At 69.5% G+C, this 12973-nt stretch carries 15 protein-coding genes and 1 pseudogene; 7 read left to right on the top strand and 9 right to left on the bottom strand.

The window, feature by feature from the left end; translation table 11 throughout:
* From ACZ6QO_RS37655 to ACZ6QO_RS37640, 4 genes are all read left to right on the top strand, one after another.
* On the top strand, positions 1–868 hold an 868-nt coding region (locus ACZ6QO_RS37655; protein ID WP_465858278.1), incomplete at its 5' end, for a questin oxidase family protein.
* 515 nt (positions 869–1383) lie between these two features.
* The gene (locus tag ACZ6QO_RS37650) at positions 1384–2784 is read left to right on the top strand and encodes a serine hydrolase domain-containing protein (RefSeq protein ID WP_465858276.1); all 1401 of its coding nucleotides are present in this window, start codon (positions 1384–1386) and stop codon (positions 2782–2784) included.
* 70 nt (positions 2785–2854) lie between these two features.
* On the top strand, positions 2855–3895 hold the full coding sequence (locus tag ACZ6QO_RS37645; RefSeq protein WP_465858274.1) for a sensor histidine kinase: 1041 nt from the start codon (positions 2855–2857) through the stop codon (positions 3893–3895).
* Positions 3892–4545, top strand: a complete 654-nt coding sequence (locus tag ACZ6QO_RS37640) for a response regulator (protein WP_465858272.1) — start codon at positions 3892–3894, stop codon at positions 4543–4545. Before ACZ6QO_RS37645 ends, ACZ6QO_RS37640 begins: the two co-directional genes overlap by 4 nt.
* Positions 4546–4717: 172 nt before the next feature.
* Here ACZ6QO_RS37640 and ACZ6QO_RS37635 read toward each other — a convergent pair whose 3' ends face one another.
* Positions 4718–5968: a hypothetical protein gene (locus tag ACZ6QO_RS37635; protein WP_465858270.1), complete on the bottom strand. Its 1251-nt coding sequence runs from the start codon at positions 5966–5968 to the stop codon at positions 4718–4720.
* Between the two features lie 243 nt (positions 5969–6211).
* Between ACZ6QO_RS37635 and ACZ6QO_RS37630 the strand changes: the two genes are divergently transcribed.
* Positions 6212–7399, top strand: coding sequence for a sensor histidine kinase (locus ACZ6QO_RS37630; protein WP_465858268.1), 1188 nt, complete (start codon positions 6212–6214; stop codon positions 7397–7399).
* Between the two features lie 215 nt (positions 7400–7614).
* On the opposite strand, the gene ACZ6QO_RS37625 is transcribed toward ACZ6QO_RS37630, so the two are convergent.
* Positions 7615–8481, bottom strand: a complete 867-nt coding sequence (locus ACZ6QO_RS37625; protein WP_465858266.1) for a TetR/AcrR family transcriptional regulator — start codon at positions 8479–8481, stop codon at positions 7615–7617.
* A 52-nt stretch (positions 8482–8533) separates the two neighbouring features.
* On the opposite strand from ACZ6QO_RS37625, the gene ACZ6QO_RS37620 reads away from it, so the two are divergent.
* Together ACZ6QO_RS37620 and ACZ6QO_RS37615 are read left to right on the top strand one after the other, a co-directional pair.
* Positions 8534–9316, top strand: a complete 783-nt coding sequence (locus ACZ6QO_RS37620; RefSeq protein ID WP_465858280.1) for a CPBP family glutamic-type intramembrane protease — start codon at positions 8534–8536, stop codon at positions 9314–9316.
* Between the two features lie 310 nt (positions 9317–9626).
* Entirely contained in the window at positions 9627–10001 is a 375-nt protein-coding gene (locus ACZ6QO_RS37615; protein WP_465858265.1) for a replication initiator, read from the top strand.
* Between the two features lie 161 nt (positions 10002–10162).
* Here ACZ6QO_RS37615 and ACZ6QO_RS37610 read toward each other — a convergent pair whose 3' ends face one another.
* The 7 genes and pseudogenes from ACZ6QO_RS37610 to ACZ6QO_RS37580 all read right to left on the bottom strand — a co-directional run bounded on the left by ACZ6QO_RS37610 (position 10163) and on the right by ACZ6QO_RS37580 (position 12965).
* On the bottom strand, positions 10163–10585 hold the full coding sequence (locus ACZ6QO_RS37610) for a type II toxin-antitoxin system VapC family toxin (RefSeq protein WP_465858263.1): 423 nt from the start codon (positions 10583–10585) through the stop codon (positions 10163–10165).
* Positions 10582–10812, bottom strand: a complete 231-nt coding sequence (locus ACZ6QO_RS37605) for a hypothetical protein (RefSeq protein ID WP_465858261.1) — start codon at positions 10810–10812, stop codon at positions 10582–10584. Before ACZ6QO_RS37605 ends, ACZ6QO_RS37610 begins: the two co-directional genes overlap by 4 nt.
* A gap of 181 nt (positions 10813–10993) precedes the next feature.
* Positions 10994–11119 (bottom strand): annotated as a pseudogene (locus ACZ6QO_RS37600) (peptide-methionine (S)-S-oxide reductase MsrA); the annotation flags it as partial.
* A gap of 38 nt (positions 11120–11157) precedes the next feature.
* Positions 11158–11547, bottom strand: a complete 390-nt coding sequence (locus tag ACZ6QO_RS37595) for a type II toxin-antitoxin system death-on-curing family toxin (RefSeq protein ID WP_465858260.1) — start codon at positions 11545–11547, stop codon at positions 11158–11160.
* Positions 11544–11747 carry a hypothetical protein gene (locus ACZ6QO_RS37590; protein ID WP_465858258.1) on the bottom strand — a complete coding sequence of 68 codons (204 nt, stop codon included), beginning with the start codon at positions 11745–11747 and terminating at the stop codon, positions 11544–11546. Before ACZ6QO_RS37590 ends, ACZ6QO_RS37595 begins: the two co-directional genes overlap by 4 nt.
* 109 nt (positions 11748–11856) lie before the next feature.
* On the bottom strand, positions 11857–11982 hold the full coding sequence (locus ACZ6QO_RS37585; RefSeq protein ID WP_465858257.1) for a hypothetical protein: 126 nt from the start codon (positions 11980–11982) through the stop codon (positions 11857–11859).
* A 242-nt stretch (positions 11983–12224) separates the two neighbouring features.
* Positions 12225–12965, bottom strand: coding sequence for a TetR/AcrR family transcriptional regulator (locus ACZ6QO_RS37580; RefSeq protein WP_465858255.1), 741 nt, complete (start codon positions 12963–12965; stop codon positions 12225–12227).
* Positions 12966–12973 lie beyond the last annotated feature (8 nt).

The following is a 12973-nucleotide window of genomic DNA, read 5'->3' as shown; positions in this document are numbered from 1 at the left end:
CGCCGCCATCCGGCCCGGCGAGTGGGGCACGGCGCTGGGCCAGGCGCGACGGCTGCCCGACTGGGCCGCGTACTTCCGGCACGAGCTGGCCGAGCACCCGTGGCAGGAAGTGCTCGCCGAGTGGTGGCCACGGCTGCTGCCGGGCATCGTGGCCGGTTCGACCCACGGCGTGATCCGGGTCGGTCACGCGGTGCGCACACTGCGCGGCACCCCTTGCGCCCCAGCACGCCAGACCCTCGACGAACTGGCCCACGGGCTGGCGTTCTGGGCGGCGCGCTACCGCGAGCTCGCCGGGGTGGTCGCGCCGCAGGGCACCCTCACCCCGCAACAGGCCCTGCCGGCCGTCACCCGGCTGAAAGAGCAGAACGGCTTCATCGCCCACCGGCTCGACCGGCTCGAGCGCAGCTCGGGCTGGACCGCGAGCCTGCGCGCGCTGAAACCCGCCGCGTCCGCCGAGGAGGTCCCGGAACGGCTGGAGTCGCTCGTCGACAGCGCCACCAAGGCGTACCTCGGACTCGGCCACGGCTCACCGGTCCTGCTGGTCCACGCCGCTACCGCGCCTAACGCCGTACGGCACGTGCTCCCCGTCCTGCCGGCCGAGCAGTGGCTGCCGAGTCTGACGGCAGCCTGGGCGGCCGTGGTGGCGGTCATCGCGACGTACGCCCCGGCCCGGCCGGCCCCGCGCGCGGAGATCGTCCGGCGCTATCCCGAGCTGACCCGCGAGGACGCGCTCCAGCGGGCAGCCGAGCACGGCGACGAGCATGTCCTGAAGTTCGCCGACACGGCCGTCGAGTCCTACGACTGCACCGGCGACCCCGAGCTACTCGCCGCGACCCTGCACGCCGGCGACCTGATCGCCCGTCCCTGACGCGAGCAAGGGCAGGTCCCAACCACGACCTTACGGATCGCGCGCCGGTCAGGGAGGTTGGATACGCCCAAGTTGTTCGCCTCAGGCAAGAAAGCGAACCGAACAGATCGCTCGGTGATCCGGCGCCACGGCCAAGGAGGGCAAGACGTGGGAGCCGACGAACACCCCTGGCTGACGTCCTCACTCCCGGCCTGTGCTCCTTGCCCAGGAAGCGAACGAGATCTCTGATCAGGCCGGGCGGCTAATGCCCGGAAACCGAGGTGTTTCTCGACCTGACAGCCTCTGGTAGATCGGGCACACAGGACGATGACCTGACGAAAGTCAGGGGTGGGCCGTGTCCTTCGGGTCCTGTGACAGGACGATGCGATACCTAGCGTGGCCGTCGTCAACGAGACGACGGGAGCGGCGTTGTGTGGAAGAGCAGAGGACGGTGGCTGGGCCTTGCGGCGACCGCCGGGCTTGTGGTGCTGTCAGCGGGCCCGGGGTTCGCGGCCACGGGACCTGAAGAGGCGGCCGTGCAACGAGTGGTGTCCGACTTCGCGGGCAGGTCGGGCTATCCAGGCATCGCCGTTGCGATCACCAAGGGCGATCAGGTGCTGTACACGGGCGGGTACGGCCATGACTCGACCGGCGCCGCGGTGACCGCGACGACACCCATGCCGGTGGCGTCGGTCAGCAAGTCCTTCACGGCGCTCGCCGTCATGCAACTGGCCGAGGCGGGGACGGTGACGCTGGACGCACCCGTGCGCGACTACCTGCCGGATTTCCGGATCGCCGACCCGCGCGGTACGCGAATCACGGTACGTGAGTTGCTGAACCAGACCTCGGCGATCACCGACGGCACTTTCCCGGAGAAGAGCCTGCCGCAACCGGCCTCGCCGGCTGCCGCCGTGGCGCGTGCGCGCGATGCGACGCTGGCCGCCGAACCCGGCATGAGGCACTACTACACGAACACGAACTACCACCTCGCCGCCCGGTTGGTGGAAGTCGTCACCGGCGAGCCGTTCGCGGACTATATGCGGCGTCACGTGTTCGAAACGATCGGCATGCGCGCGACCACCACGATCAACCAGACTCCGCGCGATCTCCCCGATACCGTGCGCAAGGGATACGTTTATGCATACGGCATGTCGATTCCCGCAGAAGAGCCGGTCCGGTTCGTCAACGGCTCCGACGGTGTGATCACCACGGCCGAGGACATGGCGCAATGGCTGATCACGCAGAACAACAGGGGCCAGGCCGCGAACGGGAAACGCCTGCTCTCGGCCGCGAGCGTCACGGCCATGCACACGTCTTCCGACCGGCGGTGGACGTACGGCATGGGCTGGGACACCGACCAGAAAGGCCGAATTCACCACAACGGCATCTGGTTCACCTACACCGCCGATCAGCTCCTCCTCCCCGGCGGCTACGGCATCGCGGTCATCGGGAACAGCGGCATCGGCCTCGCCAACGAGGGAGTCGACGCGCTGACGGACGAACTGGCCACCCTCGTGACCGGCGGCAAGCCACAAGCGGGCGCTCCGGTGCGGCTCATCGTCGACCTCCTGCTGGCCGGCCTCACCCTGGTGAGCGTGTTCCTCGGCGTCCGTAACCTGCGGCGTACGCGGCGTTGGGCGAGCCGGCTCGCCAACCGGCCGTCGTGGCGTCTCGCCCTGCGGCTCGCGCCTCGGCTCGTCCCCCTCGCCCTGCTGATCAACCTTCCCGACCTGCTCGGCCGGCTCGTCGGAGGCGGACGAGACATCACCTTCCTCCAACTGTGCTACTACTCGGCGGCTCTGGTCGCCTGGTCCGCTGTCGCGACCGTGATGAACGTCAGCGTGTTGGTCGCCCGCGTCGTCGCGCTGGTCCGTGCCCGCCGCTCGCCCGAAGCTCCACCTGTACCGGAGGAATTCGCCCAACTTGCCACGAGATAGCGTCGGTGGCGTGATGAAGGACGACCGTGGGTGGCGGACCAGGTGGCCCGCACCCCCATGGGCGCTGGGCGTGCTCGCGGCACTGCTGGTCGTCATCGTTCTGTCCTCTGCCGAGCTGCCCGTGTGGGCATGGGCGGGGGCCCTACCAATTCTCATCGCGGCCACGGCGCTCGCCGCCTCGCACCCGGTCATCTCCCTGGGGTTGTGCGCCGTGACGAGCGCCGTGACGGCGCTGGGTATGGCCGACGCCGTCCCGGTGTGGAGTACCGCTTTCGCCGGGGCGGTCTTCGTACTCAGTCTGCTGGCCGGTCGGCGGACGCCCCAGCCTGCCCCTGCGCTGGCTGTGTTCGCTGCGGGGGCCACGCTGAACCTTCTGCTCTCCCTGGCCGTGGGTGACACGTGGGGCACGGGCCTTCTGCTGCTGGGCCTGACCGTGATAGCACCATGGACACTGGGCCGTTCCATCCATCAGCAGGCCGAACTGATCGCGTTCACCGACGAGCGGGCCCGGATGCAGGAGCGCCACCGCATCGCCCGCGACATGCATGACACGCTCGGACACGAGCTGAGCCTGCTGGCGCTGCGCGCCGGAGCGCTTGAGATGGCACCCGAGCTCGACGAGCGGCACCGGACGGCGGTGGCGGAGCTGCGCGCAGGCGCCGGACAAGCGACCGAGCGGCTGGCCGAGATCCTCACCCTGTTGCGAGACGACGAGCCCGCGCCCCTGCTACCAGTCAGGGAACGCCTCGAGGACATCGTCGAACGCTCCGTCCGGGCCGGTCTGCCCGTGACGCTGGAGTGGCGAGGCGAACGGCACCTGCCGCCGACAGTGGAAGCCGCCGTACGCCGGGTCGTCCAAGAGGCGCTGACCAACGCCGCGAAGCACGCGGCCGGAGCGGCCGTACGGGTGCGGCTGGCGACCGCGGACGGCGTCACCGCGGTCACCGTCACCAATGCCCTGCCGCGGAACGCGCGGCGAGGCCGCGGAACGCGTACCGGCCTGTTAGGACTGCGGGAGCACGTACAAGTCGTGGGCGGAACCTTCCATGCCGGACCGAGTGGCCACGAGTTCGAGATCGCGGCCACGCTGCCCCACCGGGAAGAATCATGATCAGGATTCTGCTGGCCGACGACGACGAACTGATCCGAGCCGGCGTACGCGCCATCCTGGCCACCGACCCCGACATCGACGTGATCGCCGAAGCCGGCGACGGCCGGGAGGCGATCGAGCTCACCCTCGCGCACCGCCCGGATGTCGCCCTGCTCGACATTCGCATGCCCCGGTTGGACGGTCTGGCCGCCGGCGCCGAGATCTCCCGCGCGGCACCGTCGGTCGCCGTCGCCATCCTCACGACCTTCGGCGACGACGCCTACGTGGCCCGGGCGCTCGACGAAGGCGCCCGCGGTTTCCTGCTCAAGTCAGGCAACCCCCGGGAGTTGATCGCCGGCGTCCACGCCGTCGCCGCCGGCGGCGCGTACCTGTCACCGAGGGTGGCCGCACGGGTCATCGGTGAACTGCGTTCTTCGGGACTCAGCCGCGCGGCCACCGCGCGCACCAGCACTGCGGCGCTCACCCAACGGGAACGTGACGTGCTGGCCCTGCTGGGCACCGGGTTGTCCAACGCCCAGATCGCCCGCCGACTGGGGCTCGTCGAGGGGACCGTCAAGGGTCACGTCAGCGCCATCTTCACCCGACTCGATTTGCGAAACCGGGTTCAAGCGGCCATTCTCGCCCACGAAGCGGGCCTCATCCCGGAGTGACCCACAGTCGCCGCAGAAGACTCTGGCCCTCGATCGCAGACCGGCAAACCAGGCGATCAAGGGCCAGTGGTGTTCGGGAAGGTCACGCCTCGCCGGTGGTGAGGCCGACGGGGCAGGCGACGCCGATGCCGCAGTAGCGAGCCGCCCTGCCGCACCACTGGATACGGCCGCCCTATTGCCATAGAGATCGGCAGGTCTGCCATGAGATGAGCGGCAGAACGGCCACCACTCTCTCGGCAGATCTGCCATAAGAGGTGCGGCAAATCTGCCACGGGCTCATGCTCATCGACGAGGTCCAGCGCGTACCCGACCTCCTGCTCTCCATCAAACGCGAAGTGGACGCCGACCCTAATTCGGCGGGGCGGTCGGAGTCCTCGGCCACGTGGCAGTAGCGACAGGCTCCGCGCCGGCGCAAGCCGTAGGCACAGGCGGCGGCGCCGAGTGCGGCGCCCCACACGATCCACAACATGCTCGGCGCGTTGGCGCCCCACATGGCGGGATCAACGCCCATCCGGACGTTCATCAGGCCGGCGGGGATCAGGACGACCGCCACGATGGACGCGGGGATGACGGCGAGCGCCGGAGGGACCCGTTCGCCCGCCTTGAACCAGACCCAGCGCGGGTAGACCTCACCCCACCTGCGGACGAGCCCCTGGGCGAGGATGCTTCCGCAGATCGACGCGATGGCGCACCCAAGCCCCACCTCCAGCATGGCGGGCGTCTCCCGCATCATTCGCGCGAAGTCCTCGGGGATGCCGAGCGGGATTCCGAAATACCAGGCGATTCTGGTGACCTCGTACGGCAGGGACGCGGCGCACGCCACGTAGACGGCCCAGCGCCCCCAGCGGCGCGCCGCGTCCGGCGTGGTCCACCGCCCGGTCACCGCGCCGCGCCGGCCGCAATGCGCGCACGCCTGCCTGGTGCGCCTCTGGTAGGCGAGGGTCGCCAGGGCCCACAGCAGGCCGCCGGCGAAGACCACGATCAGGTTCACCCGATGCCAGTACAGGATGTCCCCGATGCCGTCCTGCGGGCCGGGCACCCCGGTGAAGGCGAACACCAGCAGCAGCGGGGCGAAGGCCACCAGCGCGAGCAGGGTGTAGTCAGGGATCAGCAGAGTGAGCGTTCCGGCCAGGACCCAGCCGAAGACGACCAGTGCCGTGCGGGTACCGTCTCGTCCCCATTCCCTGGCCATCGCCAGCGCGGCCATCGCGCCGACCAGTCCGATGACGGCCATGGCGGGCGCGACGATCCCGACCTGGCCGCCCTCCAGGATCGAACCCGACGCATGGGCGTCATCGACGGGCGCGAACGGGAAACCGCCGCCGCCCAGCGCCCAGAAGAGCCCGAGCGCCCCGTATGACAGCGACCAAGCGGCCGCGGCGTATCCGGACCAGGCCGGCCAGTACCTCCACCAGCGGAGCATCCGCCCATCACATCCCAACGATCTCGTTCGGCGATCGCGTCCTGACGCGCCCCGGCCGGGAGGCACCCCAGGCGGCGTGGCGAGCCCGTGTCGACGACACTGGAAGGTCGCGTCCTGCATCCAGCGTCGAGCAGACATGGCCATCGGCCCATGTGCCGAACGGCATGGGGGAAGCGGATACGGGCGTGTGAGGGTGCCGTTCGGCATATGCCGGTGGAATGCCTGGATATCTAGGCTCGGGGTATGCGCAGACGCATCAGCGGAGCCCGGCGGTGGCGCCGGCGGGCCGGCGCCGCCGCCGCCGTCCTCGTGGCGCTGACCGGGATCGCCACCGCACCCGCCTACGGGCCGCCGGCCACGGTGCCGATGTCGTTGACCATGGCGGCCGCGCTCGGGGTGCTCGCCGCCTGGCCGTACGACGGTCGCCGGATCGCGGCGGTCACCGGCGGGGCGGACATCGTGTCACTGGCCGCGACCGCCGGTGTCCTGCTGCTCGGGGAGGAGCACAGGGCGGAAACCTCTGCGGCCGGCTGGATGGTCGGCGAGTCCGCGAACCTGCTCATCCTGATCATCCTGGTGGTACGTGCCGCGCCTGCCCGTCACGCGCTCATCGGCGCAGGACTGGCGGGGGTGGCCACGCCCGCCTTGCTGCTGCGGTTCGGGCCGGGGCCTGTGACCCTGGCGGCGCTGGCCGGTTTCGCCGTCTGGGGGCTGTCGGCGGCACTCGCGGCCACGGTCGGACTGTACCTGCGCTCCCTGGACGACCGTCGCGTCCGCTCCGTACGCGCGGCACGCGAGGCGCAACGCACGCAGCTCGCCCGCGACCTGCACGACTTCGTCGCCCACGACGTCAGCGGGATGCTCGCCCAAGCCCAGGCCGGCCGAATCCTCGTCCAACAGGACCCGCCGCAGGCGGAGGCCGCGTTCCAGCGCATCGAACAGGCGGCGCTCCAGGCGCTCACGTCGATGGACCGGACCGTGCGGATGCTGCATGACGCGGACGATCCCACGACCGGGGAGCCGGCGGGCCCGACGCCGCTCCCGGCCCTGGCGGACCTGCGGGAGCTGGCCGATCGGTTCTCTCTCTCCAGCACCGCAGCTGTTCACCTTGACATCGACGCGCGACTCGAAGACCCGGATGGCCTCGTGCCTAGGGAAGTGGCCGCGACGGCGTACCGGATCGTCGTGGAGGCACTGACCAACGTGCGCCGCCACGCGGTGATGGCCGGCCGGGTGGAGGTGACCGTCAGCCGCACACGTACCGTGGGTGATCTCACCGGGCACGCCCTGGAGGTCACCGTGACCGACGACGCTCGAACCGGACCCGCACCCGCCGGCCACGTGCTCGGCACCGCTCGCCGCCTGGGCCTGGGACACCGGCAACGCGACCCCATGATCGGCTTACGCCCCCGCTACCGGACTGCACGGTAAGACCAAGGGCGCCCTGCCCCTCGGCAGGCCGCTCGCACGCCGGAGCCGATCGAATGCTGTATCTCGTGGCCCACGAGGGCCGTCCGGGGGTATATCGCCGAAGAGGCGGGATAGCTCTGATGGTCGAGCAACTCGTCCGCCAAGTTCCAGTCGTTGGAGGCCTCGTTGATGCCGCCGGCGTCGAGATCCGGGAACCCCGTCCAGGCTGAGCGCGCTCACCCGGCATGCCCGTGCTCGCCGAGGGCCGCCAGCCGATCGTCGTCCCACGTGACGTCCGGGTCGGGTTCGAGGTAGGTGACCGCGAGGCCCGCTGCCGCCAGGCCGAGCAGCGACCAGTCGGCGGCGGCGCTCACCCCGGTGGGGTTGGCGGACACGCGCCGGGCGAGCAGGCCGGGGTCGGACAGCGCCATGAGCACCAGGCCGCGCATCGTCGCACAGGCGAGGGTCGCGATCAGCGGGAAGCCGCCGCCCGTGCCCGGCCGCGGCCGGTAGCCCAGCGCCGTCGCCACCGTCTCCCAGCCGTGCGCCACGCGCTCGACGAACCGCTGCTCGGAACGGGCGAGAGCGGCCTGGACGTCGGCGCGCAGCTCCCCTTCAGGCAGGCTCAGGAACGTGGCCTGCAGAGCCAGGTAGGTGCGCCACTCCGGGGAGCCGTGCACCGCCTCGAAGTCGCTGACCGCAGTCACCCGCAGGAGCTCGGTGACCACGTCGTGGCGCCCCTCCGGGGTCGCCAGATCCCCGGCGCGGGCGGCCAGGACCGCGCCGAGCACGTCCCGGGTGGCCTCCAGGGTCGGCGTGGCTGCGGGCGCGGCGCCGCCGGCCAGCTCGCGCAGCAGGTCGCTGAAGAACAGGTCCTTGTACGGCCACCGGCGGTAGACGGCGGCCCTGGACACTCCGGCGTCGCGGATGACGTCCTCGTAGCCGAGGTGGTCCAGTCCCACGGTCAGGCCGTCGCGGTGGACCATCGCCAAGGCGGTGTCGAGCATCCGCCGTTCCGTCTCCTCGTCGGTCAGCCGGCGGCGGCGCCGGGCGGGGCCGGGGGGCATCGACGGGCCGCGGTTCGGCGGGTAGCTTTGGGTCATGAGACATGGTATCTCAAGTATCCAATTACGAATCCTAGCGTTCTTCTTGCTGGTGTTCCTGTTCACCGTCCCCTTCGTGGTGGCCGGCTCGGTGGCCGGCGTGGAGATCGTGCCGGGCGTGCCGCTGACGGGGCTCGCCATCGTCTGCCCGGCTGTGGCCGCCCTCGTCCTCGCGTTCGGCGAGAGCGGGACGGCGGGAGTGCGGGCGCTGGCCGGCCGAGTCCTCGATGCCGACCGGGTCCGCCGGAAGGTGTGGTTCGTACCGGCTCTGCTGCTGTACCCGGCCGTGGTGGTCCTGTCCTACGTGCTGCTGCGGCTGTCCGGCGCCGCGTTGCCGGACGCGCGCGTCTCCGTGGTTTCGACGGCGCTCCTGGCCGCCGGGTTCCTCGTGGGCGCGTTGGCCGAGGAACTGGGATGGTCGGGCTATGCCACTGGGCCTCTGCTGGCCCGGTGGGGGCAGGCGCGGGCGGGCCTGATCCTGGGAGCAGTCTGGGCGGTCTGGCACTGGACGGCGTTGCTTCAGGTAGGCCGCCCGGCGTCGTGGATCGCCTGGTGGTCGCTGGGCAGCGTCGCGACGCGCGTGATCATGGTGTGGATGTACGGCCACATGGGTGGAAGCGTCTTCGCCATGGCGCTGTTCCACCTGACGCTCAACCTGTCCTGGCAACTGTTCCCGGTGGCCGGATCGCATTTCCCCATAGCACTGACGTCGGTGCTGACGGCGGGCGTGACCGTGCTCGTCATCGTCCTGGACAGACGTACGCGTGGTGATGATGACGCGGAGGAGGGCGTCGGCCTTCGGGATCCAGCAGGGCCTGATCGGGCGCGAGCGTGATCCGCAGCGGCGGGGGAAGCTCGGGCTCGACACGCCCGTGGCACGCCGCCTGGCCAGGGGCGGTGAGTTCCTGGAGCGGATCAGGCCGGACGCTCTGGCGTCGGCCGAACGCCGGCGCGACCTCCCGCCGTGATCGCACCGCTGGGATCGCGCCCCGGATTTCACCTGCCGTGGTCCAATCACCCCCTCAACGCCCATGATGCCCTCTCCGACCCACGTAACGAAAGCCACGGCGTTGGAAGGGCTGGCCGACCAGCGGGTGGCGTCGTACGTCGCCAAGTACGCGACCAAGGGGGCCTAGTCGGCCAGGATGGTGAACAGGCCTATCCGGCAGGCATGGGACGTGGCCTCGCTGCGCGTCACCGAGCATGCCCGGCGCATGATCTACACCTGCTTCGCCCTTGCTGGCCAGCCCGAATACCGCCTGATCCGCCTCCGGCAGTGGGCGCACATGCTCGGCTACCGCGGCCACTTCTCCACCAAGAGCCGCCACTACTCGACCACGCTCGGCACGCTGCGGCGGGTCCGCGCGGATCACCAGGCCGAACAGTCTCGGCTACGACGTGGCCTGCCAGATCCCGGCGACCGTCAGACAGTGACGGCCGGGGAATGGCGCTACGCCGGAAGCGGCTATCGATACAGGGAGCGCTTCTGGGCCGAACTGGCTCCGTCAAACCTCAACTGAAGATTGACGATGGGACCGGCCCAAGATCAGGTCCGGGCTTGCCGGATGATCCTGGGCCAGGATGTTGATGAAACCGCTGGTCTACGCCTCGCCGGTGGTCAGACCGATCGGGCAGGCGACGCCGTGCCTACCAACGCGATGTAGCCGGTGGCATGGAGCGGTCAGCCGGCAACCAGGGTGAAGGCGGTGACATGCGCGGGCCGCACCACGGAGAAGTCCCTGGTGTCCAGGGTGAACACCTCGGCGATGCGAAGACGCTCGGCGACGGCGACCACCGAGGCGTCCGCCGATCCGAGAGGAAGGTCTGAATAGCGCTCCACCAGGTCGGCGATACGGTCGAGATCATCGCCTGTGAGACCGACCAGGTCGAAGATTCCAGATCTCAGCGAGCGCAGGAATCCGGCCTCTACCTTGGCTCCGCCGATCTTGCCGAGCATGTAGGAGACCTCACCTGCCACGAAAGCCGGAACGAGGAGTTCGCGTCGTTCTCTGCGGAACTGGTTGAACACCTCTACACAGACATCGTGCCTGCAGTCATTTCGGATGGCAGCGGCGACGATGGGGCCGGTGTCAACAACGATCACACTTCGTGACCATACCCCTGGCGCAGGAGATCCTCAGTGCGTTCGGCGATGTCGTCCCGCTCGGTGGTCACCGAACCGAACCAGGAAGGAGGCCACTCCTGACCCGACTCACCCTCACCGGAGTGGACGAGACGCAGGGTATGCGCGCGCACCTCATGGAGCTGGTCAGGCGTCAGTTGATCGACCAGCCGATGCATGTCCTCGTACTCTTCAGGAGCAGCGGTCATAGCCGGAGTCTACGCCAACCTAGCTGGAAAGCACCGATCTACCAGCACACTTGCCCCGAAGCGATGCGTTCAGGTCCTGTCGTCTGAAGCGATCGGCTTCGTCGACTCTCCGGATCGACGAAAGGACGACAGCGAGCTCGCGCTCGGAAACCGGGCGCGAGCCGTGCCGGTGAAGTCGGCGCTACTCCTCGGTCGGGACCAGGCCCGTCGGGCAAGCGGCCCACTCGGATGGGTCACCTAGCTTGACGTTGGTACCGCCGATGCCGCAGTAGCCGTTGGGGACCTTGAAAAGGTACTGCTGGTGGTAGCGATTCACCTCGCGCGCCAGATGGCGATCACGCGTCATCAGTTCGCCGGTACCCACCCACGCAGCTTGCGGAGTCGCCGCGCCAGGTCGGGGATGTCCTCCATCTCCCCCGTCGTCATGGCGATGACCAGCATTTCGGCCTCGTCCACGTCCCGGTACTCCAGGATCTCCCCGTTGTCCTCCAGGAAGGCGACGGCCGCCGCCCAGCCGAGTCGCTTGTTGCCGTCCACCAGCGGATGCCCGATCAGGATGCTCTGCATCAGGGACGCGGCCTTCTCCCACAGATCCGGATAGGCGTCGTCACCGAACACGGTTGTCTGCGGCCGGAGCACCGCGGCGTGCAGCAGGCCACCATCGCGAACAGGGACCACCGGCAGCACCGCCTCGGCAAGAGCGAGAAGATCCTCGATGGTCGGATAGACGGTCACCGCGCGAGCCGTTCAAGCAACTCCCGGTCCCGCTCGGCGATCTTGCGCCCCATCGCCTGGTAACGCTCGCGCCTGCGCCGGCGGATGTACTCCTCGATGGCGAGCACCATCGTCGAGTTGGCGCTCTGCGCGTCGCCACTGGCGATCTTCTTGATCTGCTCATACGTCTCATCCGGCAGCCGAAGCCGCGTCTCAGCCATACAACCGACGGTACCATTTTGCGGTACCACTAGACAGACTCGGCGATCACCGCCAAACCCTATGCGGGAGACCTACGACACGCCGGTCGCATCAGTGCTTCCGATGGGATCAGAAGCCTGCCCGCCGGTTGTCCTCGTGCGAGGCCTTGTGGTGTGAGGTCGGCACCACGATCTCTTCGGTGTCCTTGTGGCCATTCGTGCCGGCCGACCGCGGCCTGGGCCGCATCAGCGTCAACGTGGCCTCCTCCTCGGCTTCACGGTAGAGCGGTTCGAGTCGGCGGTGAGCCGAGCGCGGGGGGACGCGTCACAAGGCCGGGGCAGCCTGCGACCGACCCGCCTTGATCTCGCCAAGGAACACCGGCCACCCACCGGCGAGCAGATCAGCACCGGGCCATTGGGACCTCGCTATCGCGGAGCGCACCCCGACCAGGCAGGTCAGAGGCGACTTCCCGACGTTGACGGCGCCTGATCACGGTCTCAGTCGAGGTCGGCTGGGGCTCGGGGGGTGGCTGTGCCGTCGCCGGCTCGATCGAGCCACTCGGTCAGCAGGGCGCGCTCAGCGTCGGTGAGCATTGTCAGCTTCGGGGTGACGGCCCGGAATGCGACGGCGGCCGCGGTCGCGCTGTCGGCGGGAAGCACTGGCATGTCGGTGAGGATCGATCGCATCACCGCCTCGTACACCGCGTCCGCGAGGTCGAGGTCCCGGTGTTCCGGCGGGGTGGCGAGCAAGGTGAGCACGGTACCGGTGCCGGCGGCGTGGATGAGTTCGACGGCGCGCCGTTCGGGGACCCGGAGCCGGCCGATCGCCGCGACGCGGCGCACTCTGGCGCGCAGAACGTCCAGGCCGGCGGTGGCCGCAGGCGAGTTGGCCGCACGACCAGGGTCGATGAGGAGACCGAACAACGCTCCGTTGGCGAGACCGAAGCCAATATGCGTGTCCCACCCTGCCCGTAGATCGGCGACAGGGTCGCCGCTGTCCTGCGCGACGGTCTTTCCGGAGACGTAGGTGGCGAAGACGTGCTCGGCGACGGCGTCGAGCAGTGCGTCCTTGTGCTCGAAGAACCGGTAGATGGTCGGCGCCTGCATGCCGGCCGCCCGCGCGACCGCACGGGTGGTGACCGCACTTGCGCCCTGTTCACGCAGTAGTTGCGCCGCGCATTCCACGATGCTCGCTCGCGTCTTGTGCCTATTGGCGCTATCCGGTCCCGGCTCTGCCACGAAGTCAA

This window comes from Sphaerisporangium sp. NPDC049457, from assembly GCF_055586705.1.
The sequence above is the reverse complement of the archived record's forward strand: the minus strand, read 5'-3'. Positions and strand labels throughout refer to the sequence as shown.

Excerpts from the sequence above, each read along its gene's own strand:
- ACZ6QO_RS37625 (WP_465858266.1), bottom strand. The coding sequence starts at position 8,481 with ATGACCCAAAGCTACCCGCCGAACCGCGGCCCGTCGATGCCCCCCGGC.
- ACZ6QO_RS37615 (WP_465858265.1), top strand. The coding sequence starts at position 9,627 with ATGGTGAACAGGCCTATCCGGCAGGCATGGGACGTGGCCTCGCTGCGC.
- ACZ6QO_RS37630 (WP_465858268.1), top strand. The coding sequence starts at position 6,212 with ATGCGCAGACGCATCAGCGGAGCCCGGCGGTGGCGCCGGCGGGCCGGC.
- ACZ6QO_RS37590 (WP_465858258.1), bottom strand. The coding sequence starts at position 11,747 with ATGGCTGAGACGCGGCTTCGGCTGCCGGATGAGACGTATGAGCAGATC.
- ACZ6QO_RS37640 (WP_465858272.1), top strand. The coding sequence starts at position 3,892 with ATGATCAGGATTCTGCTGGCCGACGACGACGAACTGATCCGAGCCGGC.
- ACZ6QO_RS37635 (WP_465858270.1), bottom strand. The coding sequence starts at position 5,968 with ATGCTCCGCTGGTGGAGGTACTGGCCGGCCTGGTCCGGATACGCCGCG.
- ACZ6QO_RS37605 (WP_465858261.1), bottom strand. The coding sequence starts at position 10,812 with ATGACCGCTGCTCCTGAAGAGTACGAGGACATGCATCGGCTGGTCGAT.